The sequence below is a fragment of the Psychrobacter sp. 28M-43 genome, assembly GCF_014770435.1.
GTDB lineage: Bacteria > Pseudomonadota > Gammaproteobacteria > Pseudomonadales > Moraxellaceae > Psychrobacter.
Window position 1 is genome coordinate 1,551,331 of the sequence record NZ_CP061739.1, and the last position, 22,551, is coordinate 1,573,881.

Here is a 22,551-nt window from a genome sequence, read left to right on the forward strand (position 1 = left end):
GTAGTCCCTAGACAGTAATTGCTTGATTATTATGACTATTGCCATACCTTATCAAGCACCGTAAACCAGTTTTTTGACGTTACCTTTTCAATAAGTTGATTTGAGAAGTGACGTTGTTGCATTCGCTCAATCAGCATAGATATTTGACTGATATCAGATAACTCATCAGGTAGTAGGCAACCATCGAAATCAGAGCCAAACCCAACGTGATCTTCACCTAGATGGTCGATCAGATAATCGAGATGGTCGACAATCACATCAAGCGAAGTTTGCGTATTACGTTGCCCATCTGCACGAAGGAACGCCACATCGAAATTCACCCCAACCAAACCATCGCTTTGTTTAATAGCAGCCAGCTGCTGATCGGTCAAGTTCCGTGCTTGCTGACAGAGAGCGTGTGAATTGGAATGTGTGGCAACAATAGGCTGGCAGGCAATCTCTAGCGTATCCCAGAAAGCGCGTTCATTCATATGCGACACATCTATCAGCATATGCTTTTCACTGCATTTAAGAATGAGGTCTTTGCCTTGAGTCGTGAGCCCAGCTCCCGTATCTGGAGAGTGTGGAAAAGACGCATTTAAACCATCACCGAAGAGGCTCTTTCTATTCCATAGTGGGCCAATGCTTCTGAGTCCTGCCTCATAAAACACATCCAGCAGGTCAGGCTCAATAGCCAAAAACTCAGCACCTTCCAAATGCAATACAATGCCCAGTTGCTTATTCTGCTGACAGGCCTGAATTTGTTCTAACGAGGTGCAAATCTGAATCTGACCGTCAGATCTTGCCTCTAGTTGCTGGGCTAGTTTCAATTGCGCACAGCAAATATCGACGATTTCTTGCGGAGTAAAATCTGAATGTGATGGGTTGGCTAATTTGTCAGGATGGTTGTTTTTTACATAAGCATAGGGCGGCAGGAAAATAGAAAACAAGCCTCCCATCCAGTTCGCTTGTTGACAACGTTGTAAATCCAAATGTCCCGGTAACGTGCCATAAATAAAGTCATGTACCGGATCGGCAGCTGAACTCAGCCAAAGGCGAGTCAATAGATCATTATGTCCATCAAATATGAGAGGCTTAGTATTAGCATTCATATTTCACCTGTTACCATACGAGTAGGAATCAATTTGTCTTTATTCAGCTGCTTGTTACTCAGTGATTTAGAATTCTTTGGATTGCGAAAGCGCAGTTCTTCAAAAGGTACAGGCGTCTCGCTGTTGATACGTGCCTCCTCAATCAGGTAGTGATAAGGCGATTTGCCACAGACAGGATCGGCGTTTTTGGCATCCCCAGTCAGCATAAACGCTTGGCAACGGCAGCCGCCATAATCGCGCTCTTTATCTGGGCAGCTTTGACAGATATCAGGCATCCAATCGTCACCGCGAAACTGATTGAAGCTCGCAGATTCATACCAAATATCTGACAGTGGTGTATGTCGTACATTAGGAAACTGTATTGGCAGTTGTCTGGCAGCATGGCAAGGCAGGGCTGTACCGTCTGGTGCCACTGTTAAGAAAATTTTGCCCCAGCCATCCATACAGGGCTTTGGACGTTCTTCATAATAATCAGGCACCACAAAAATAAGTTTGCATTTGATACCACGTTCTTCAATTTGCTTGCGGTATTCATTGGTAATGCGTTCGGCTCGAACCACTTGCGCTTTGGTTGGTAGTAAGCCCTCTATGTTCTCAAACGCCCAACCATAAAACTGACAAATAGCCAGCTCGACCGTGTCGGCTTCTAGCTCTAAGCAAAGATCAATAATCTGATCAATCTGATCAATGTTCTGCCGATGAATCACAAAGTTGAGCACCATCGGATAGTCGTATTGCTTGACCAGACGTGACATCTCATATTTTTGCTCAAAGGCATGCTTTGAACCTGCCAAGGCATTGTTGACCGATGGATCACTGGCTTGAAAGCTAATTTGAATATGCTGAAGACCTGCTTCTTTTAAGCGCGCAATCCGAGCTTCGGTCAACCCCATACCCGACGTGATCAAGTTAGTATAAAAACCTTGATTGTGCGCATAAGCGACCAATTCTTCTAGGTCTTGACGAACCAGTGGTTCACCGCCAGAAAAACCAAGCTGCACCGCGCCCATTTGCCGCGCCTGATCAAACACATCAAACCATTCTTGTGTCGTTAGCTCTTCTTTATACTGAGCATAATCAATAGGGTTTGAGCAATAAGGGCATTGTAAGGGGCAGCGATAGGTCAGCTCAGCAAGCAGCCATAGCGGTAGCCCGACTGGCGCAGTCATACTAAATCAATCCAATGTTCACGCTGGGCGACCAGCATATATTCGATGATGTCTTGCTCGATTTCGGGCACATCGCCAAACATCGCTTGCACCTTTTGGATAATGTCAGCGATGGTTGCCTGACCATCAATATGTTGTCCGATGATGCTGGCACTATCATTGAGCTTAATCATACCCTCAGGGTAGAGCAAGACATACGCATTTTGCGCTGGCTCAAACTGAAAGCGATAGCCATGACGCCATACCGGTACGATGGATTGATCCAGCTCAGGTAAACTAGCAGGTATACTCATTTGAACAATCCTTTATGCCAAACATTGTCAGTGGTCACGCTTTGATAAGGGGCTTGATTATGCACATAAGCCAAGCTCAAGGCATCCAAGATCGTCCATAAGATATCGAGCTTAAACTGTAGAATTTCTAACATGCGCTCTTGCTCTTCGACCGTTTTGAAAGAGTCGAGTGTGATGGTCAGACCATGCTCAACATCGCGGCGCGCTTGACTCAAGCGTGAGCGGAAATAGGTATAGCCTTGCTCTTTTATCCAAGGGTAATGCTTGGGCCATGACTCTAAACGTGACTGGTGAATTTGCGGGGCAAACAGCTCAGTCAGGGAGCTACTGGCGGCTTCTCGCCATGACGTCCGCCGCGCAAAGTTCACATAGGCATCCACGGCAAAACGTACACCTGGTAGGACTAGCTCTTCAGAAATCACCTGCTCACGGGTCAAACCAACTGCTTCTGCCAGACCCAACCACGCTTCACGACCACCGCCGTCAGGATAGACGCCATCTTGATCAATCATGCGCTGGATCCATTCTTGACGCACGCGCTGATCAGGACAGTTTGCCATAATGGCCGCGTCCTTCAATGGAATGTTGATCTGATAATAAAAACGGTTGGCGACCCACGCTTGGATCTGCTGCTGGGTCGCTTTGCCTTCATGCATCATGATATGAAAAGGATGGTAAATATGATAATACTGACCCTTAGCCATAATCGCTTGTTCAAACGCTTCTGGGCTTAGCGCTGTGTTTTCTTCTTGCATTGTTCTCACCTTACGATTGCTATCTTTGCCTTACCGTTTGTCTTAAAGCTCAATCTGCATACCATCAAATGCTACTTCAACACCATGTTGTTTTAATGTCGCGGCTTGTTCAGACTGTTCATTTAATATTGGGTTGGTATTATTGATATGGATCAGCACCTTACGAGCGTTATCTAACTGATCTAGATACTGCAATGAGCCATCTTCACCACTAATATGTAAATGCCCCATGTCTTGGCCGGTCTTCGTACCGACACCGCACTCTTGCATCTCGTTATCTGTCCAGAGCGTACCGTCAATCATCACGCAATCAGAGCTTTTCATGATCTGCATCACTTGATCGTCAATTTTACCGAGACCTGGCGCATAAAAGAGTTGTTTTTGTGTTTTCAAGTCTTTTACAATCAGGGCAATATTGTCGCCATCATGAGGGTTATTGCGATGCGGAGAGTAGGGCGGTGCAGAGCTTCTAATCACTAAAGGCGTCAATTCTAAATTGTCAAATCCTTCAATCTTAAACGTCTTTTCTGGATCAATTTGATTATATTGCAAGCCACCATTCCAGTGCTTTAACATATTAAAGAGAGGAAATCCTGTTGTTAGATCTTGATAGACCATGTCAGTACACCAAACAGGAATTGGACAACCTTCACGCAGGGTCAATAGCCCCGTCGTATGGTCAAGTTGACTGTCCATTAAGACTACATTGGTGATACCTGTATCTCTCAATTGACGTGCTGGCTGTGCCACCTTGAACTCAAATAATTGTTGGCGGATATCAGGGGATGCGTTGAATAAGATCCAATCCACACCATTTTCTGATATGGCTATCGAAGATTGGGTGCGGGTTTTTGCCTGAATCGTGCCTTGACGCACACCGTGGCAATTATCGCAGTTACAGTTCCACTGCGGGAAACCGCCACCAGCAGCTGAGCCTAAAACGTGAATATACATAAATCAATATTTCCAAAAAAATAAAAGCCCTAATCATCTAGGGCTTTTAATGGATTGAGTGCTAATAAGTTTTAGCGTGCTTCGAAATACATAGTCACTTCGAAACCGATACGAATGTCTTGAAAAGCTGGTTTGGTCCACTGCATGGGATTACTCCGGAACGATCTTACTATTTAAGAAGTAAGATTAATAAAGTGAATGAGTGATAAAGGGTAGTATAAGCTGCCCCCCGCTGTCAATTTCTTAGATGTTAGTAAAGCGTTAACGAGCATCGATTAAGCAGTCTTTTATAGCACAAATGAAAGCCTATTTATCATACCGAAAAGACAGTATATCGAGCATAAGATTAAAAATATCTTTGAATAGTTTGAGTATAAATTATAACTATAAAAAATCTGCTCGAAGTGAGTTAAGCGTATTTCGAGAACTTATGAGTTATACAGATATATTGCAAAAACCGAATTTACCTATAAAGTAATAGATTAACTTGATAGATACTGGAGCCTGAAGATGATTGCTGAATTACAAGGCAGTGAGTTAACCAAAGCAATCTTGGAAAATGTCAGCAACTATGTATGGTGCGCTGTCAGCAACGTTAGCGATGATTATGCTATCGCAACCATAGATAATGGTTACTACGAATTATTGGTTCCTATAGTAGCTTTCAATAACGACCAGTTCGTTTGTGATAAAGGTGATCTATGGGAGTACGCTGTCTCAGTAAAGAGAGTGGCACTTACTCATGATGATGTAGGGCTGTAACTCATTATCAATATAATGACTGTTACGTTCTACATACAGATTAGTTTTACAGCCTATTCATGAAAATCTGCCATCTGTCTACAACTTCTTGTTCTAGCTGACAATACATCTGTACTATCTATTTATAAGCTCATCTGTCTAACCACCAATATTTTGCAACGATAGACAAAACAGGTTCGAAGATGCTCAAGTAATTGCTGTTACAAAACCGCTTGTTTAGCTTACTAATCATTGTCATTGAATAGGAGTAACAACATGGATACGGTAATTGTTGGAAGCGAACTAACTCGTTCAATGCTTGAGGACGGTCATAAAAATATATGGTGTGCTGTAAGTGATGAGAGTGATGAGAATGCTCTAGAAGATCAGGTAGGTAATGACTTCACATCTCGCATTGTGGCTTTTGAAGATGGCCAGTTCTATTGTACGGGCGGTATGCCTTGGAAGTATGCAGTGCCAATTGAGATCGTTGCATTGACGCGATATGACTTTTCTCTTTAGTGAACAATATAACTTAGATAAGTTTGGATAGTCATCGCCGAAAGTAAATCCTAATATTAAGATATTTAGTTAAATAAAATGCGCGACTGACAAGGCCATTCAAGCGATGCAACATAAAGCTTGAATGGCCTTTTGTGTTTTAGAGCCATTTTGAAAGCTATTTATTATTTTAAAAATTCAGGGCGCATAAAGGCTGGGTTTGGATACGTATAAAATCCTTCACCAGTCGCGAATCCTAGTTTGTTTTGATCGATTAATTGCTCTTTTAAATATTGAGCAGCCTTGAATCTCACAGGATTTTGAGTTTTTTCAGCAGATAGTTTTGTGATGTTGTAGGCAGTGTTGATACCGATAGTGTCCAATATGGCAAAGGGGCCTGACGGCGCGCCAGTTACTATCATCCACGTTTTATCTATCGTATGTGGATCGGCAACCTCTTTTGCAACCAATTGCAAAGCTGCATCTATAAAAGGCGCCAACAAACTGTTCATGATATAGCCGGGTTGCTCTTTATCCAGCGGCATTGCCACCATACCGATGGCAGTAGCAAAAGCAACAACCTCATCAAATACGTTAGGATCTGTGCCAGGATGTCCCATGATTTCGGCGACATTATGCATCCAAATTTTATTGGCAAAGTGTAGCGCTAAAAACTGCGCAGGTCGTCCTGTTGATTCTGCAAACTGACTAGGAAGTAAGGTTGAGGTATTGGTCGCAAAGATGGTTTTCTCTGGCGCTAATTTGGCAAGTTTTTCATAAAATTCGATTTTAATTTCAGGAATCTCGGGAATGGCTTCAATCATCAGGTCAGCATCTTTGACCGCTTCTGCTAAGTCTGAGGTATAGCTTAGATTGTCAAAGGCCTTATCCAACTGCTCTTGAGTTGCCCTCAAATCCTTTCGAAAAGCCTTGCACATCAATTGAAATTTTGACTTTGCTTTTTCTAAAACCTCATCATTGATGTCATAGACACTGACATTAAAACCATGAAATGCGGCCTGAAAAGCAATCTGATAGCCTAGGATGCCGCTTCCCGCGACAGTTACATTTTTATACGTCATTGTATTTATTTCCTAATAGTAGTGGATATAAGTTGCTAGATAAATGTCTAGAACTTATAGATCTATTATTAGATGGTTTTACCTTATTATTCAACCTTCATTTTTATAAAAACATTTAAGAGAATCCAAAAATCTCGCTATGCAGGTGTCAGATAAGTCCACACCACTTGACTTATTATATTATTAACTAATTCAACAGCTTGCTAGTAATATTACTAACTTTACACTTAATGATTTTATGATAATTGAAGACTAATTTAATATCATAACGACATTTTTAATGACTGTTGATGTCAAAATCTTGTCGACGAGGTTGTAAAGGAGGGCATAAACAGTGATGTAGGATGAAAGTCGTATTTAACGCATTAAACATGCAAGGCAGGCTATTATCACTATTATTATTCTTACGTATGAATCTGTTGCCACATTCGAAGGTTTACACCTGTATCATGCACCATTTCTCAACTGTGCCATGCGCGTAAGGATTACATTAGTGGAGAAGCAGCTAGAGTGGACAAGCCTATTGGTCTGTCTAAAGGTTATTAGCAGTAATAAGCCTGTTTTTGATGTAATGATTCCCGCAGATGCGCTACAAGCAGTTTTAACTTTTGGTCCGGTTGCCGTGCCTTGGGGTAAACCGCATACATCCCCATTTTCTTTCGTGTAAAGCGCTGCAAAATCTGGGTGAGCGTATTTTGCTGCATCTCTTCATAAACAAGTGCTTGTGGTAAAAAGGCGATACCTAGGTCGCTGAGAGTCGCTTGTTTAATCGCATTAAGATGATTGCTATGAAACCGCCCCTGTACAGGAAGCAATTGCTCTGTACCATCTATATATAGCGGCCATATACCATTCGCCGTATGATCAAACTTATAGACCAAACACTCATGACTCCGTAATTGTTCAGGGGTTTGAGGTGTACCGTGTCGCTCTAAATAGTCTGGTGTTGCACATATGACCCATTGGCTATCTATAAGGCGTCTTGCAATGAGTGATGAGTCTTCAAGCTCTGCTGTCCTTATCGCTAGATCAAACCCTTCTTCTATCAAATCAACCAATCGATTGGTAATCTGTAAATCTACTGATATTTCTGGGTGTTGTTTACAGAATTCGGCAATGGATTCGCTCAATATTAGATTTGCAGAGACCGCTGGCATGGTTATACGTATGTTGCCTTTCATGTCCTCACCATAGCCTGTTACGGCATTTTCAGCTTCCTGAAAGGCAAATTTAGCGATTTTAGCTTTGTTATAAAGCGTCCTTCCTGCATCAGTTAAGCTTAACTTTCTGGTTGTCCTATAAAGCAGCTGTGCATTTAAGCTTTCTTCTAATCTTGCAATGCGTTTGCTTACCACTGAATTCGTTAATGACAGCTTTTCAGCGACCCGAGAAAATGAGCCTTCATCAACCACTTGGACGAATAAAACCATATCGTCAGCTTTGCCCATACTTGTTCCCCAATTGGTGTAATACGTTTTGGATTATAGCAAAAAAAGAAAATAACATTGTCCTTTGATGCAATATATCAATGTATTGACAAGGCGTAGAATATTTTAGGGAATTTTAAGCATTTAATCGATACACTGATGAGCAATGACTGTGTATGGCGGCTTGAAAGGTTCTAATCACTATTTTACCTACCATCTATTATGTGTTGTTCTGCGGGATTATCGTCATGGCTGCCATTTACCTCCTTGGTTTTCAAGGGCCTTTAGCATCATGAGTGACACACAATCACCAAATAAAGAGCGTCATATGCCGTTATTAAATAGAGCTTCATCAAACCTTTTTTCATCAAACATAGTGCATCAAGATCAAGATACACTCCGTCCTGAGCAAGTGTTAGATAAGCTAACCAATTTACTGGGAGCCAGCAATGTACAGGCCGATCCAGAAAAAAACGAACACTATAGAATGGGGTGGCGCTCTGGTGGCGGCAATGCTTTGGCTGTTTTGTTTCCACAAACGTTGCTGGAGATTTGGCGTAGTCTAGAAATATGTGTGGAAGGCGACTGCATTATTATCATGCAAGCAGCAAAAACAGGACTGACTGAAGGTTCAACCCCGAGCGGTAATGACTACGATAGACCGGTGGTTGTGATTAATACCCTTGCAATGAATCAGTTGTATTTGGTGAATGACAACGAGCAAGTGATTAGCTTACCTGGCGCTACGTTACATCAGTTGCAAAGTGAGCTTAAAGCTGTAAATAGAGCGCCTCACTCGGTCATCGGTTCATCGACGTTGGGTGCATCAATTATTGGCGGTGTCTCTAACAATTCAGGTGGGGCACTGGTTAAAAGAGGGCCTGCTTATACCGAGCTTGCTTTGTTTGCCCAAATAGACAAGCACGGTCAACTAGTATTGGTTAATCACCTAGATGTAGAGTTGGGAGATACTCCAGAAGAAATACTCACTAACTTACAAACAGGTAATTTTGATAAAAGAGCATTACCTGATACTGGTAAGATGGCATCTGACAAAGAGTACATTGCTAGAGTAAAAGATGTTGATGCAAGCACACCAAGTCGTTTTAATGCGGATAAGCGAAAACTTTATGAAGCCAGTGGCTGCGCTGGCAAGCTTGCCGTGTTTGCAGTGCGTCTTGATACCTATCCAACGGCTGTAAAAGAGAAAACCTTTTATATAGGTACCAACAGTGTGAGTGAGCTTGCACAGCTCAGAAGGCAAATGTTATCGAGCTTCGATAATATCCCTGAAGTGGGTGAGTATATGCATCGTGATATATTTGATGTATCTGCTAAGTATGGTAAGGACACGTTCCTGAGTATTAAGCATCTCGGTACCAATGCCTTACCTAGATTGTTTTCTATCAAAGGTGCTATGGATGCAAAATTCCATAAATGGTCATGGATGCCAAAGCATTTCACTGACAAAGTCATGCAGTTCGTCGCCAATATATTTCCAAAGCATTTACCGAAGCGAATGCTAGAGTATCGCGACCAATATGAGCATCATCTCATCTTAAAAATGAGTGATGATGGCATAGCAGAAGCACAGGATTTTCTGAAGGTATTTTTCGACGCTTCAAATACGGGTAGCTATTTTGAATGTAGTCAAGAAGAATCGGAAAGCGCTTTTTTACATCGCTTTGCCGCTGCAGGTGCCGCACTAAGGTATGAAGTCATACATGAAAAAGACGTCGGCGATATATTGGCATTGGATATTGCTATACCACGTAACGAATTAGAATGGCTCGAAACGTTACCTAAAGACATTGAACAACATTTGGAAAAGAAACTCTATTATGGACACTTCTTTTGTTATGTATTTCATCAAGACTATATTCTGAAGAAGGGTAGTGATGCACATCTTGTTAAAAAAATGATGTTAGAGCTACTGAGCGCACGCGGAGCCAAATATCCTGCTGAGCATAATGTCGGGCATCTATACGAAGCAGAACCTGATTTGCAAAACTTTTATCAAAGTCTAGACCCAACCAATACCTTTAATCCAGGTATTGGTAAAATGTCGAAAACCAAACGCAATTGCTCGTGTTGTTTATAACTGAACTTTAAAACTGGCAGTGGGCTGATTATTTATCAGTTGCTAAGCTAAGTAGCTAAGTTGCTGGATAGTTCAGTGTTTGTCTATTATAAATTGTTCAATACATCCTCAGAAGCACTGCCGATTGGTAGTGCTTTTTTATTATTTCTCGGTAAATGTATCAGCAGCCTCGAGTTCAGAAGCACATTTATTCAAAATGATTTTGTTATCTATTGTTAAATACCAGTCGATGCTATGTATAATGCAGCACTAGCATAGCTTTCACTCAGTATGGCTTTCACTCATATGCCTTTAATAAGAAGATTACATTATGTCAAACAAGCGTCCTTTATATATTCCTGTTGCTGGACCCGCTCTTTTAGAGACACCTTTATTGAATAAAGGTAGTGCTTTTTCATCAGAAGAACGTAGTAGCTTTAATTTAACGGGGCTATTACCTCATAATATTGAAACGATTGAGGAGCAATCATTACGTGCTTATCATCAACTAAGCTCATTCACTGATGCGATGGATAAGCATATTTACTTGCGTAACATCCAAGATACCAATGAAACCTTATTTCATCATTTAATTGAGCAGCATATCGAAGAAGTGATGCCGCTCATTTATACCCCAACCGTTGGTCAGGCGTGTGAAAAATTCTCGCAAATCTATCGTCGTAAACGGGGTTTGTTTATCTCATATCCTGAGCGTCACAAAATCGACGACATGCTACAAAATGCCACCAAACAAAACGTTAAAGTGATCGTTGTTACTGACGGTGAACGTATATTGGGCCTAGGAGATCAGGGTATTGGCGGTATGGGCATTCCAATCGGTAAGTTGTCTTTATATACGGCTTGTGGTGGTATTAGCCCAGCTTATTGTCTACCTATTTTACTGGATGTCGGCACCAATAACCAACAGTTGCTTGATGATCCTATGTATATGGGCTGGAGAAATCCGCGCATCTCTGGCGATGAATATAATGAATTTGTGGACTTATTTATTCAAGCCGTTAAGCGTCGTTGGCCAGAAGTGTTATTGCAATTTGAAGATTTTGCTCAGGAAAACGCGACCCCGTTATTGAATAAATATCGTGATCAGCTATGCTGCTTTAATGATGATATTCAAGGGACTGCTGCGGTTTCAGTCGGCACTTTGATTGCAGCGTGTCTAAATAAAGGTCAAAAACTTAGTCAACAGAATATCGCATTTTTAGGCGCAGGATCTGCGGGTTGCGGTATTGCTGAGCATATTATTCGCCAAATGCAGCGTGAAGGATTGACTGAAGAGCAAGCTCGTAGTCAAGTATTCATGGTTGACCGTTATGGCTTGCTAACAGATGGCATGACAGAACTGCAAAAATTCCAAGAACCATTAGTACAAAAGGAATCAGCTATTGCCAGCTGGGATAAAAGTAAGAAGCTTGGTTTAGCGCAAGTGGTTAAACAAGCAAAAATCACCGTATTATTTGGTGTTAGCGGACAAAAAGGTCTGTTCACCCAAGAAGTGATCGAATCGCTATGTGCTAATACTGAGCACCCAATTGTACTACCACTTTCAAATCCAACGTCTCGTGTGGAAGCTACGCCGCAAGAAGTCATGAATTGGAGTAAAGGTAAGGCAATTGTTGCGACGGGTAGTCCGTTTCCTCATACCACTTATAACGGTCAGTCTTTTGAGGTTTCTCAGTGTAATAACAGCTATATTTTCCCTGGTATTGGTCTGGGTGTCTTAGCAGCACGTGCGACAGGTATCAGCGATAATATGCTAACGGCAGCAAGCCAAGCCCTTGCAGATATATCAATGGAATACGAAAAGGCACCTGGTGCCATCTTACCGCCGATCAAAGTTATCAGAGAGATCAGTGAAAAAATAGCGTATGCAGTGGCTTTACAAGCGGCTCAAGATAAGCTAGCACTACCTATCACATCGGAGAATTTACAACGCCGATTAAAAGCGAATTTTTGGTTACCTGAATATCGTAACTATCGCCGTACTTCTTTCTAGATTAGATATAAAAATTCCTAATATTAGGTACATTATCTAAATAAAGTACTGAATAAAAGAAGGTTGCTAGCGCTATATTACATATAGTGTTGGCAACCTTTTTTATTTCTATCAAAGTTCATTAGTTTATCAAGTTTACTTCTACCATTCCTTCAGTATAGCTAAGCTTAAGTATTCAAGCATGCATCTGCTTAAAGAAAAAGGTGTTAATTAACCGTTGAAGTTAGAAGTAATCCCAATTATTGATTCAACTTTATACGTAAGATATGGTATGGCTTCACAGAGCCCTCTTCACCTTGATTTAACGCAGGGTTAAGATGTAGTGAGTTTTGAGTGATGTATAAGTAGCCATTTTGAATTGAAAACCCATCAGCCCATGATAGTAGACTGTCATCTTGAGCAAAGGTCTTGAAGCCATCTTTAGTCACGATGCTGACGGCATTTTTTTCAATATCTCCAACGTAGATATCTCCATTATTCGCCATAATCATCCCATCACTAGGACGTTTTTCACCATAAAACTCTATGGTTTTACTCAGTTGGCTGTCTGTTAAATTATCATTAGCAAGTGATGAGGCAGGCAAGCGGTAAATTACACTACCATTCACTGTACCGAAATATACCCATTCATTTTGGGCATCCATAGTGATTGGGTTTAAACTTAGGTAAATTGCATCAGAACTACCATTTTCACGCTTAGTTGCCATTAATGACCCATCAATAATAAGGTCATGCTCAGGTGCTAAAAGTGCTTTATTTGCTTGAAGAACACGGCGAGAGTTACCTGTGTCTAAGTCAACAACTACAAAGGCAGGTGCAGGTGCTCCTGACAAATTACCGAGACTAGTATCAGCTATGTATATTTTATTGCGCTTAGTATCGATCACAAAGTCTTGTAAGAACGAGTTGTCTACAGTAGCATCACTATCGATCTCAATGCGTTTAAAGAGTCTGTTATTTAAGGTATCCCAAGCTACGATTTGAGCAGGCGAATTTTTGCTACCCATATCTAGAATCCAAACCACTCCATCTGGAGTGCTTTCAATACCAATAACTGAAGCAAATCCAACATCTCCTTTATCTGGACCGTCAGCCCAGTCTACGTTTGGAAAAGGTTTAGTTAAGCCATCACTCATCAATTCAACCACACGGTATTCAGGGTTATCTAGGGGTTGCATGGACAAAAATGTTCGTCCTTGTTGAGTTACCGTGATATTACCAGGGCGAGTATCATCTATTTGTGCAACGACCTCAATATTGTTGGCATGAGCTGTGCCTAATATCAATGCAGCACTTATAGCCAGTAGTGACTTTACATATTTCATTTGAATCTCCTGTATTTATTGATGTATATAGGTACTCAAGCATAATATTGAGTGTATGACGTTTAGCACCTAATACTATTTATTCACTAATAGTTATTAATATCTTTTATTTGATGTCAGTTACCCAATAACGATCATTTTATTCAAAGTGAATTTTTCTATTGCACCTTTAGTGGCTTTTGAGTAATCGTCAAAATGTTTATTACTCATATGAGCCTGTCAAAGTTCACGTGACGCCCAATTTTCGTAGAATATAAAATGAGCAGGATTTTTATTATCTTGATGTAAGTCGTAATTGATACACACTTTTTTAGTGCGAGTAACACCAATAAGTTTTATCAATTCTGTTTTGACCGTTTCGATTTGGTTTGGCCATGATATTAGCAACGATGGTTAATCTAGCCATAATAGAATTATTTTTAACCACTAATGTTAAACTTTATCAAGTCAAAAGATATCGTTAGTTAATCGACTGCTTTAAAACGATTATATATAGCTAGTTATAGTAGAGGTAGAGGCTTAACTCAAGAAACACTTTCAATGTTATCTTGAAAGTAGTTGTTTATCATAATTAATGCTGCCAAAATTCTTATTGACCAAACCGCGGTATTGATAACAAGGCCTAGGAAAACTAAACTACATATCTGAGCACTTTATACTTATAGCTAATAGCATTCAGGCGTTGTTGCCTTGATTAAAGCGAAGCTGATATATATGGGTATTATCAATATTGCAAACACTATGATATTGAGAGAGCTATTACCTAAAAAATTACGGTTAAAGTTAATACTTTTCTGCTTGAATTGTCATGAATGTAGTATTAGAAGGATGACTTATATCGTGCTTATTTCTTGAAAAAGCAGTTTCTCAAACCCAAAAAAATCACCTTAACTTGAACAGTTAGGGTGATTTTTTTATCTATGTAGTGATATAAAACTATAAGGTCTGTATGGTCGCTTAGCTTGTTTTAGTTATGTGTAAATCAATATACGTAAAAAAACCCTTGTTGCTCCAGGCTTACAAGGGTTTAAATAATTAATACTCATATCTTAACTGGTGTGCTTACTCAGAGTAAGCTGTGGGCTCAATGGTTTTTTATACCAAGCTATATTTCGTGGAATTGTTGAAAGTTCATTTCGTATACACGTCTATAGTTAGTTCTCTATAATGGCGAACGGTACAATAAAAATGCTGCATCGAACAGTAATATAGCATTTCTGTTTGATGCAGCGTTGTGTTATGTGTCTCTGTACCACTCGTGTTTTAGCTTAGAAACTGATTGATATGCTCACCAATTTCATCAGGTTTCTCATCAATCAACCAATGAGCGACATCTTTAATCCAGACAAGCTCTGCATTTGGAATCGCTTCTGCCAGCTTTGGTGCATATTCCGGTTTTTGGAAAGGGTCTTTATCACCCCACATAATGAACGTCTGATGTGGAAGGTTGCTAAGTTCGTCAGTAATGGCCTGAGTATATTCTTTATTCAACCGTCTGAGATTGCGAAAGAAGGCGTGCTTGCCGTCTTCAGTTGACCAAGGTTCAAGATACATCTCGATAAGCTCATCAGTCATGACACTGTTATCGTATACCCCTTTTGGCAAGAAGCCTCGCATCATGCTTAAAAAGTCCTCTAGACTCATCTCTGACTCAGCACCAGGTTCCTGTAGCGGCTCAAAATCTGGGATAGGCCATGAATCGAAGCAAATGCTATCTATCAAAATAAGCTTTCGAACTTTCTCTGGATAATTGACAGCTATCAACTGAGCAACGCCTCCACCAATATCATGTCCAACAATATCTGCTTGCCGCGCACCTAGGATATCCATGAGTTTTACAATCATGTTGCTTTGCGCATTAATGGACACATCTGCGCTTTTTGGTTTTGCAGATTTCCCATAGTTGAGAAGGTCAGGGGCGATGACCCGATGTGTTTTTGCAAGTTGTGGAATAATATTTCGCCACATGAGGCTATTGGTTGGAATCCCGTGCAGCAGGATTATTGGACTACCTGAACCTTGTTCCAGAAATGCAATCTTATGCCCGTCAATGTAGGTATAATTTTCTGTTATTTGAGTGCTCATAGCATACTCCTAAAGATGAATTTTAATAATCGTGAAATCGTTCTACGGAAAGGGGAGACAGATTTTTCAGTTAAGATAAGGCAGTAACTGACCCAACGTTATAATAGTAATGTGAAGGAATTCTTCAGGAGGTATACGGTCTCAGTGATCAACGTCAACACGTCTATCAAAAATAATACTAACTGTTTATGGATCTTTATTGATGAGAAGCTTATTCTCATCACACTATTTCTTCTGCTCGCTTAGTTAAAAGCCTAATGAGATGGCTTTATTGAAATAACGCGACTGTACCAAAGACTGTTGCATTGAAGGTCGTGCTGAAGCTAGATAAACCAACCTGATGGAAGTGATATTAATCATACATTAATAACAAAATCATTATGGCTTCAGCCGTTATAGGTTTGTAGCTCAACCGTTATTAATCGTTAACTACCGTGTATTAGAAGTAATAAAAAACCCCACAGCGTATAGGCCATGGGGTTTTTTATTACTTCTAATATTGTTTGATGGTGCGCCCACCAAGACTCGAACTCGGATCGATCGCTTAGGAGGCAACTGCTCTATCCTGTTGAGCTATAGGCGCATTATGGAGTGACATTGTAGAAAAAAGCAGTCATAAAAGCAATCAACAAAAGATAAATAAAGACAATTTATCCTTACTCACCATTGCTAAGCGCGTCAGTGACATCTACAGCATGATCACCTGATGCATTTTTTGCCTGTGAGGTTGGTTTAAATAAGTCATTTACACTGTTCTTATAACCACTAATGTTCTCATAATCATATTTTTTTAGTATATCTTGACCTGTGCTCGATAGTAAGAAATTACGGAAGTTAATAGCAGTTGTATCGTCTGTCAGGATGACACCTTCAAGCGCTTGTTCATCTTTTAGCGCATAGTTAAAGGGGTTTAGAGTGCGTATCTTTTTATCTTTATCATGCGTACTATTATCGCTATTTTTATCAGAAGCGCCATTTATACCAGAACCCTCAGTACTCTTCTGATTTTGACCATTTCTATCTTGTGCCTGTTGCAATTCTGACTGTAGGAGTGATACCCGTTCTGTAGATAGGCTATCGTCATTGGTAATAATCATATCTGTATCAAAGACAAAGTCAGAGAGTTTGTCTTTGATAGAACCACTACTTGGTACTGTGAGAAGGTCATTAGAGGGGACATAGCTCGCTAGCACTTGCACGTGCGGATAACGAGATTCAAAGCTCACAATGATATCGTCCAAAGGTATCTGTAACTTCTCCTCTGCTCGAATGTATAAAACACTGTCAGCAATCTCTCTTGATTCATCACCTTTCGTACTAGGGTCTGCTTCACTTTCACTTGCCATGATTGGCAATGGGTCTGTGTTTTTTCGATTACTGGTCCACAACCAAATGAAGACCGCGATAAAGATTGTGAGCAGTAGCAAAATTAGCCCAGCCAGCAGTAGTTTGTAGTCTTTCATATATTACTGCTCTTTTATTATTAGTTGATTCATAGCAAAGTTTATATACAGGGTGGTATCTAGTTTTAAAGCTTTTGTTCTAGTACTTCATCGGTTAATTCAGCCAACATGTCTGCAAAGATATCCGTGTCTGCAGAAGGGGTAGATACTTGTTCTTCATTAACTTCACTACTTTCATCAGTATGGTCATTGGTTTGGCGATTTATTAGAGAATCAGATCGGTCATTTAATACTTTGGCAAGCGTAGTAGTTTGATGCGCTGCTAACGGCGATTCACCGGTTAACAATCTGTCTTTTAACCATCTAAACCCATGTGCCTCCCACCATGCTTCAAAACGTGGCAACGTGCTACCACGTACTGCTACAGGGAGATCTAGCGTTCTCAATTTCTGCGCAAGTGCAGGGTCGCTGATAGCTTGATGAATGCTCAAATAAAGTGAGCTACTATCATCCGTATAGGGTCGTCTGTTTTGCCATGATCTGTCATCGATTTTCATACGTGGCAGTTGCCACAACTCACCGCGATAATACACGACGTATAAGCGTTGTTTTGGATGGACAAAAATGGCATCAATGGGACGCAATGGCATAATATTAAGTAATCCCGTCAATAGAAAGTATTATTTAGATACAGGTTGTAAAGGCCAATTTAAAAACCACAATGAGATTATTTCATAGTAAATATGAATGATAGTATAAAACGACACTAAATGTCGCAAGCTTATTATAATATCGGCATCTACACTAGTAAACGATAACCATCAGTGGCACACTGATAGCAAATTTGGCATGTCAACGTTATCAATGGATATGTAGAGTTTGCTACTATGATTGTTTTTGTTTACGGCCCTCATGCTAGCAGAAATGCATCATAGTAACGACCATCAAACATGGATTGATGAGTATCGATTTTTGTTTTGTCTAGATATTTTATGGTGTTTTTGACATTGGATACAGACATCTCATCTACAAGTGAAGCCTTTTTTATTAATCCTAATACCTCACCTTTATTGCAATCAGATTATTGTCTATGTTCACTATTATTCAGTCGCACCGTACCGAAAACCTCGTTGATCAATTGCTTGTACAATACCAGTCCAAGGATCAGCCGGTTTTTGAACCATTCATTGTCATTGTACCGTCAATGGTATTGGGTGATTGGTTGGATAAAACTATTGCTAGCCGTGCTGGTATTAGTACCTTGGTGCGTACTAAATTTTGGGGTCAGTATCAATGGACGCTGATGCAAGATGTATTGACTCGCCATAATGCATACTTACTGGCGCAAAACCCTGAAGCGACAACTCTAAATGTACCCGAAGTGGCGGTGTTATCACCGACAGTAATGCAGTGGCGATTGTTTGGGTATTTAACTTATTATCAAGAGACAATCGTTGCAGATGAAAAGCATCCAGTTCATCCATTGTTAGCGTCTTTGATTGATGACCCACAGGTAAGTGCTCAACAGGACAGCTTACAACAGGACAGTTTGCGACAAGATAAGGCGCAACAAGATGCGCGTATTTGGCAGTTAGCAAGTGATTTGGCAAGGGTGTTTAACCGCTATTTGACCCATCGTGAGGATTGGTTGGCATTATGGTCACAAAACAAGCCGTTGAACGTAAGTGAGTTGATAGCAGATAAAGACGCCTTATCCCTGCGCTTTGATAAGTATGCGCGCGGCACGCCTGAGTGGTTGGTCGAGCATTATGTTGAGTTAGAAATCGCCCAACGATTCTTATGGTCACATTTGTTTGCCGATGTTCATCTACACCGTGTGGCACTAGAGCGTGCGTTTTGGTCAGCTTTAGAAGGTAACAAGGCGAATGAGCGCGATCAGTTACCCAAAGTATTGCGTATATTTACTATTCAGCAACTGCCACAGACCGAGCTTGATTTTCTACAGCGCTTGTCGCAATACATGAATATCACGCTATTGCACTACAATCCATCAAAGCTGTTTTGGGCGGATATCGTTGATAAATCATGGTTACAGCGTCAGCAGATTATCAACCCTGAGAGTGTGTTCTTGCGTGATTATGGTCATAGTTTGCTATCGCGTTTAGGCAAGCAGTCTCGCGATGCGTTTGCCATGCTTGCCAACTTATCAGGTAATGAGCAATACGACGATGCGCTAGTCGAATGGCAAGATAACTTTGATAATGGTGTAGATAATGCGGTCGTTCAAGGTGTGTATGAAAGCATAGATGCTGCTGATGACGCTGTCAGTACTCAAGATGCGCAAGGTAACCTGAGCTTATTAAAGCGTTTGCAAAATGATGTGTTGATGCTTGATGAGCAATCTACTCAGCAAGCAACGGCTGCTACAGTCTCACAAGCAGTAAGCAAGCAACTAGAGTCAAGCTTTGATGAAGCTAAGCCAGCAACGGCTTGGTATGAAGATGAAGCGTTAGAGAATAAGCGTTTTGAGAAAGACCGTTTTTGGGCAATCTCTTCTCAAGATAATAGCCTAAGCATTCATTCGTGTCATAGTTTGCAGCGTCAGCTTGAAGTGCTGCGTATTATGATTGGTCGTTGGCTGAACGAACCTATCAAACTAGGTGAAAAGAAACGCCATATCTCCGACATTGTTGTACTGCTACCTGATGTTGAACGTCATCATGCATTGATTGGCTCTATCTTCGTCAATGGTAAAGGTCAAGACGGTTTGACTTTGCCTGCTAAAGTGACTGGTGTTGTTGATGCCGACATTCGCCAGTTATGGGAAGCGATTATCGGTTTTTACAAACTATTGGGTAGCCATAGTGCCCGTTTTGAAGCAGCTGAAGTCTTAGACTGGTTGATGTTACCGCCCTTGTTTGAAAGCTTTGGACTGACTCATGAGCAAATGAGCCGTGGCTGTGATTTATTGGTAGAGGCGGGCTTTATTCGCGGTTTTGACGAGCTGCATCTTAAGCAAACTTTAGACAGTAATGACTACGACTATCGCTTCAGCTTTGCACAGGCATTAGACAGATTGACCCTAGGTCTGGTCATGCCAGAGGCTGAGTTGAGCGACTGCTTATATGATCTAAATGACGATGAATGGCCAAGCACTGCGTTACCAGAAATGACCTTGCCGTTACCACAAGTGAGCCTAAATGATGCGTTGATTGTTGAAGCGCTTTGCCGCATTTATACCGGCTTGGTCGCACGACGTGATGATCATACACAAAAAATGAAAGCGGAAGATTGGCTCGATCAGATTGAGACACAAGTTATCCATCGCTACTTTGGCGATGTGGATCAAACGCGTACCATGCGCGCCATCTACAACGCGATGAATGGCTTTAAATCAAGTCTGCGAGCCAATCGTCACTATAGGCAGTACGCTAGTGGTGATGTCGACAACAGAGAAGTAGAGCAGAGGCTGGCAGGTGTGGAGCAGTTGCCGCTTAAGCTGAGCTTTATGCTAGACAGTATTGAAGCAGAGCTTGAAAGTCAGCAGGTCAGTGCCGAGCCGACAGGTGTGATTACCTTTGGTCGATTCGGTGCACTCAGAAACGTGCCGTTTGAGTTGGTGGTGATGCTCAATATGGATCTCTCTGAGTTTCCTGGGCGTGACCGTGATAACCGCTATGATTTGATGAAAGCGACCAATGCCCGCCGTGGTGACAGAGTCAGTGAAGATGATGACAACGGCGCATTTTTAGATGCGCTACTGTGCGCGCGCAGTGCATGCTGGATGTTCTATAACGGTCAAAGCTTGACGGATACCCATGAGCATTTGCCAGCCAACCCAGTGAGTGAGCTATTGCAGTTTTTGCAAGGCGAGGTGCAATGGCAGGTGAACTCGCTTGAGACATTACCTGAGAATATTGATCCCACCACCGAGAGTCTCAAGCGTTACTTACCTAAATTGATTAAGCAGTGGCTAGTGACTGAGCATCCTGCACTGCCTTTTCATGAGAGTCTGTTTGAAACTGCAATCGAAGGCAATGATATTTTTGAGCAAGCGTCTCCTGATATTGATGACAATGCTAATGCCAACATTAATATCAATGCTCAGGATACCAGCCCTGTCGATATGATTGATGAGCTGGATACTTTATTAAATACAGCCATGCGCAAAACCAAACTGGCTCAGAAAAAACAGTTTCCGCCTGCGCCGCTTTGGCAAGCGGTGTTTGACACATTAAAAGGCCGAATATCTAGTGAGCATAAAGAGTTGGTGGGCTTACCTACGAAGGCGCAGTATGAGTCAATCGCTCAGGTGTTGGGTCAAGGCTTGGGTCAGCTAGGTCAAGTAGACAATCAAACCTTGTCTGCAGTGGCTAATATGCTAGCGCTAGATACGGTTGTCGATACTAGCAATGTCAATAGCATGACAGAGGTACTCATCCAAGTGTTATCCGATAGTATATTTAACATCGGAGAGATAGATATTGAAGGATCATTGGCTTACCAAGTACGCCATCCTGCCAAAGCATTCTTACGGTCTCAAAAGGTGCATGTGGTACAAGGTGAAGAGGCGCTATCGCACCAAGAGCCGCTATTCTTAGACAGTTTAACTACCTATCAAATTAAAGATCATTTGATTAAACAGTTGGTTACTGATGAGAATAAGAAGAATGGTAGTGATGCAGCGGATGAAACCACTACACCAATCCTGATGTATCAAAAAATTATGCCTGCTGGTGTCGCTCGCCAAACCACGCTACCCAATCAACAGAAGAAACTGCAACAGCAATGTTTAGAGTTTAAAGAGCAGCTAATTGCTAATGGCTTTGATGAAAGAAGCATTCTCAACAAGAGTGCGGCAGATATCAGCAGTGTATTACAGCTACTGACCCCAACCGCCGAATATCCTGTTCAGATAGAGCTAAAAAATATACTGAATAACACTGATAATGATTCAAAAGACCAGACAGATATAGAGGGTATAGAGACACTGCTTAAGCTGCTGCCGAAAATCATTAAGATCAAAGGCTCAGTACCAATATTAGCACCTATATCAATTATTCAGGCGGGCGTGCCTTATGCTCAGCAATCACCCAAGCAGTGGTTAAACATATTGCCCAATTCTGCCAGTCCTAGGCATTTACTTAAGTTTTGGTTGTCACATTTATATTGGCAAGTGGCTAGACGTACCACTGCCGAGCAAGTAGCCTCAAATGATGGTGTGAGTATTTGGCGTTTTAATAAGCCTAACTCACAAGTTAAAAAGTATGACAAAGCAATCGCATTTAAACTAAGCCCGATCGTGTATGAAGACGCAGTCATTGAGCTGATAAAATGGGCTGTTTTTGGTAAGTTAACGGGTCAAGTGCCTATTACGTTATTACCAGAATATGCACTTAATTACCTTGATAAGTATCTAAAGCCTGAAGAAGATGACGGTAATAGCTACTGGCCAAAACGGGCCGACTTCTCCGACTGGTTAAGACCTAACTATAACTCAGACACGGTATACGATACTTGCTCGCAGCATGCTATTTGGCAATACGTGCTACGTGACCAAGATGCATTCAAAGCGCTATCGGCAGCGTTGACTACATTAGCCCAGCCATTATACGCGCCGATGTTTAATGCGTTAACTAACTTAGATGGTTAGCCCATTATCTAAAGCAG

At 41.3% G+C, this 22,551-nt stretch carries 18 protein-coding genes and 1 tRNA gene; 5 read left to right on the forward strand and 14 right to left on the reverse strand.

Annotated elements, in window-relative coordinates; all coding sequences use genetic code 11:
* Window positions 1–35 precede the first annotated feature (35 nt).
* The 6 genes from IEE84_RS06555 to pqqA all read right to left on the reverse strand — a co-directional run bounded on the left by IEE84_RS06555 (window position 36) and on the right by pqqA (window position 4,408).
* Window positions 36–1,091 carry a dipeptidase gene (locus IEE84_RS06555; RefSeq protein WP_191115310.1) on the reverse strand — a complete coding sequence of 352 codons (1,056 nt, stop codon included), beginning with the start codon at window positions 1,089–1,091 and terminating at the stop codon, window positions 36–38.
* Window positions 1,088–2,260, reverse strand: coding sequence for a pyrroloquinoline quinone biosynthesis protein PqqE (gene pqqE, locus IEE84_RS06560; protein ID WP_191115311.1), 1,173 nt, complete (start codon window positions 2,258–2,260; stop codon window positions 1,088–1,090). Before pqqE ends, IEE84_RS06555 begins: the two co-directional genes overlap by 4 nt.
* Entirely contained in the window at window positions 2,257–2,553 is a 297-nt protein-coding gene (gene pqqD / locus IEE84_RS06565; protein ID WP_191115312.1) for a pyrroloquinoline quinone biosynthesis peptide chaperone PqqD, read from the reverse strand. The genes pqqE and pqqD overlap by 4 nt, the downstream gene beginning before the upstream one ends.
* A complete protein-coding gene (gene pqqC, locus IEE84_RS06570) occupies window positions 2,550–3,308 on the reverse strand; it encodes a pyrroloquinoline-quinone synthase PqqC (RefSeq protein ID WP_114699972.1) in 759 nt (252 codons plus the stop codon). Before pqqC ends, pqqD begins: the two co-directional genes overlap by 4 nt.
* Before the next feature lie 42 nt (window positions 3,309–3,350).
* Window positions 3,351–4,262 carry a pyrroloquinoline quinone biosynthesis protein PqqB gene (gene pqqB / locus IEE84_RS06575; protein ID WP_191115313.1) on the reverse strand — a complete coding sequence of 304 codons (912 nt, stop codon included), beginning with the start codon at window positions 4,260–4,262 and terminating at the stop codon, window positions 3,351–3,353.
* Between the two features lie 71 nt (window positions 4,263–4,333).
* Entirely contained in the window at window positions 4,334–4,408 is a 75-nt protein-coding gene (gene pqqA / locus IEE84_RS06580) for a pyrroloquinoline quinone precursor peptide PqqA (RefSeq protein ID WP_082894360.1), read from the reverse strand.
* 364 nt (window positions 4,409–4,772) lie between these two features.
* Between pqqA and IEE84_RS06585 the strand changes: the two genes are divergently transcribed.
* Window positions 4,773–5,024, forward strand: a complete 252-nt coding sequence (locus IEE84_RS06585) for a hypothetical protein (protein ID WP_191115314.1) — start codon at window positions 4,773–4,775, stop codon at window positions 5,022–5,024.
* A 255-nt stretch (window positions 5,025–5,279) separates the two neighbouring features.
* Window positions 5,280–5,525, forward strand: coding sequence for a hypothetical protein (locus IEE84_RS06590; protein ID WP_191115315.1), 246 nt, complete (start codon window positions 5,280–5,282; stop codon window positions 5,523–5,525).
* Between the two features lie 164 nt (window positions 5,526–5,689).
* Here IEE84_RS06590 and IEE84_RS06595 read toward each other — a convergent pair whose 3' ends face one another.
* Entirely contained in the window at window positions 5,690–6,586 is an 897-nt protein-coding gene (locus IEE84_RS06595) for a 3-hydroxyacyl-CoA dehydrogenase (RefSeq protein WP_101205846.1), read from the reverse strand.
* Window positions 6,587–7,128: 542 nt separating this feature from the next.
* Window positions 7,129–8,034 carry a LysR family transcriptional regulator gene (locus IEE84_RS06600; protein WP_057760117.1) on the reverse strand — a complete coding sequence of 302 codons (906 nt, stop codon included), beginning with the start codon at window positions 8,032–8,034 and terminating at the stop codon, window positions 7,129–7,131.
* A gap of 271 nt (window positions 8,035–8,305) precedes the next feature.
* Between IEE84_RS06600 and dld the strand changes: the two genes are divergently transcribed.
* Window positions 8,306–10,114, forward strand: a complete 1,809-nt coding sequence (gene dld, locus IEE84_RS06605; RefSeq protein ID WP_224737663.1) for a D-lactate dehydrogenase — start codon at window positions 8,306–8,308, stop codon at window positions 10,112–10,114.
* A 310-nt stretch (window positions 10,115–10,424) separates the two neighbouring features.
* Entirely contained in the window at window positions 10,425–12,107 is a 1,683-nt protein-coding gene (locus tag IEE84_RS06610; protein WP_101205849.1) for an NAD-dependent malic enzyme, read from the forward strand.
* Window positions 12,108–12,346: 239 nt separating this feature from the next.
* Here the strand turns inward: IEE84_RS06610 and IEE84_RS06615 are convergent, their stop codons facing one another.
* The 6 genes from IEE84_RS06615 to IEE84_RS06640 all read right to left on the reverse strand — a co-directional run bounded on the left by IEE84_RS06615 (window position 12,347) and on the right by IEE84_RS06640 (window position 17,570).
* Window positions 12,347–13,432, reverse strand: a complete 1,086-nt coding sequence (locus IEE84_RS06615) for an L-dopachrome tautomerase-related protein (protein WP_191113574.1) — start codon at window positions 13,430–13,432, stop codon at window positions 12,347–12,349.
* Window positions 13,433–13,651: 219 nt separating this feature from the next.
* A complete protein-coding gene (locus IEE84_RS13260) occupies window positions 13,652–13,738 on the reverse strand; it encodes a putative quinol monooxygenase (protein WP_416383486.1) in 87 nt (28 codons plus the stop codon).
* A gap of 957 nt (window positions 13,739–14,695) precedes the next feature.
* Window positions 14,696–15,517, reverse strand: coding sequence for an alpha/beta fold hydrolase (locus tag IEE84_RS06625; RefSeq protein ID WP_191113575.1), 822 nt, complete (start codon window positions 15,515–15,517; stop codon window positions 14,696–14,698).
* 507 nt (window positions 15,518–16,024) lie between these two features.
* Window positions 16,025–16,100, reverse strand: a tRNA-Arg gene (locus tag IEE84_RS06630).
* Between the two features lie 73 nt (window positions 16,101–16,173).
* Complete coding sequence (locus tag IEE84_RS06635; protein WP_191113576.1) at window positions 16,174–16,980, reverse strand: hypothetical protein; 807 nt, start codon at window positions 16,978–16,980, stop codon at window positions 16,174–16,176.
* Between the two features lie 65 nt (window positions 16,981–17,045).
* Entirely contained in the window at window positions 17,046–17,570 is a 525-nt protein-coding gene (locus IEE84_RS06640) for a hypothetical protein (RefSeq protein WP_191113577.1), read from the reverse strand.
* 440 nt (window positions 17,571–18,010) lie between these two features.
* Between IEE84_RS06640 and IEE84_RS06645 the strand changes: the two genes are divergently transcribed.
* Window positions 18,011–22,534: an exodeoxyribonuclease V subunit gamma gene (locus IEE84_RS06645; protein WP_191113578.1), complete on the forward strand. Its 4,524-nt coding sequence runs from the start codon at window positions 18,011–18,013 to the stop codon at window positions 22,532–22,534.
* The last annotated feature ends 17 nt before the right edge of the window (window positions 22,535–22,551 follow it).

Coding starts and splice junctions, on each gene's coding strand:
- IEE84_RS06555 (WP_191115310.1), bottom strand. CDS start 1,091: ATGAATGCTAATACTAAGCCTCTCATATTTGATGGACATAATGATCTA.
- pqqE (WP_191115311.1), bottom strand. CDS start 2,260: ATGACTGCGCCAGTCGGGCTACCGCTATGGCTGCTTGCTGAGCTGACC.
- pqqD (WP_191115312.1), bottom strand. CDS start 2,553: ATGAGTATACCTGCTAGTTTACCTGAGCTGGATCAATCCATCGTACCG.
- pqqC (WP_114699972.1), bottom strand. CDS start 3,308: ATGCAAGAAGAAAACACAGCGCTAAGCCCAGAAGCGTTTGAACAAGCG.
- pqqB (WP_191115313.1), bottom strand. CDS start 4,262: ATGTATATTCACGTTTTAGGCTCAGCTGCTGGTGGCGGTTTCCCGCAG.
- IEE84_RS06585 (WP_191115314.1), top strand. CDS start 4,773: ATGATTGCTGAATTACAAGGCAGTGAGTTAACCAAAGCAATCTTGGAA.
- IEE84_RS06590 (WP_191115315.1), top strand. CDS start 5,280: ATGGATACGGTAATTGTTGGAAGCGAACTAACTCGTTCAATGCTTGAG.
- IEE84_RS06595 (WP_101205846.1), bottom strand. CDS start 6,586: ATGACGTATAAAAATGTAACTGTCGCGGGAAGCGGCATCCTAGGCTAT.
- IEE84_RS06600 (WP_057760117.1), bottom strand. CDS start 8,034: ATGGGCAAAGCTGACGATATGGTTTTATTCGTCCAAGTGGTTGATGAA.
- dld (WP_224737663.1), top strand. CDS start 8,306: ATGAGTGACACACAATCACCAAATAAAGAGCGTCATATGCCGTTATTA.
- IEE84_RS06610 (WP_101205849.1), top strand. CDS start 10,425: ATGTCAAACAAGCGTCCTTTATATATTCCTGTTGCTGGACCCGCTCTT.
- IEE84_RS06615 (WP_191113574.1), bottom strand. CDS start 13,432: ATGAAATATGTAAAGTCACTACTGGCTATAAGTGCTGCATTGATATTA.
- IEE84_RS06625 (WP_191113575.1), bottom strand. CDS start 15,517: ATGAGCACTCAAATAACAGAAAATTATACCTACATTGACGGGCATAAG.
- IEE84_RS06635 (WP_191113576.1), bottom strand. CDS start 16,980: ATGAAAGACTACAAACTACTGCTGGCTGGGCTAATTTTGCTACTGCTC.
- IEE84_RS06640 (WP_191113577.1), bottom strand. CDS start 17,570: ATGCCATTGCGTCCCATTGATGCCATTTTTGTCCATCCAAAACAACGC.
- IEE84_RS06645 (WP_191113578.1), top strand. CDS start 18,011: ATGTTCACTATTATTCAGTCGCACCGTACCGAAAACCTCGTTGATCAA.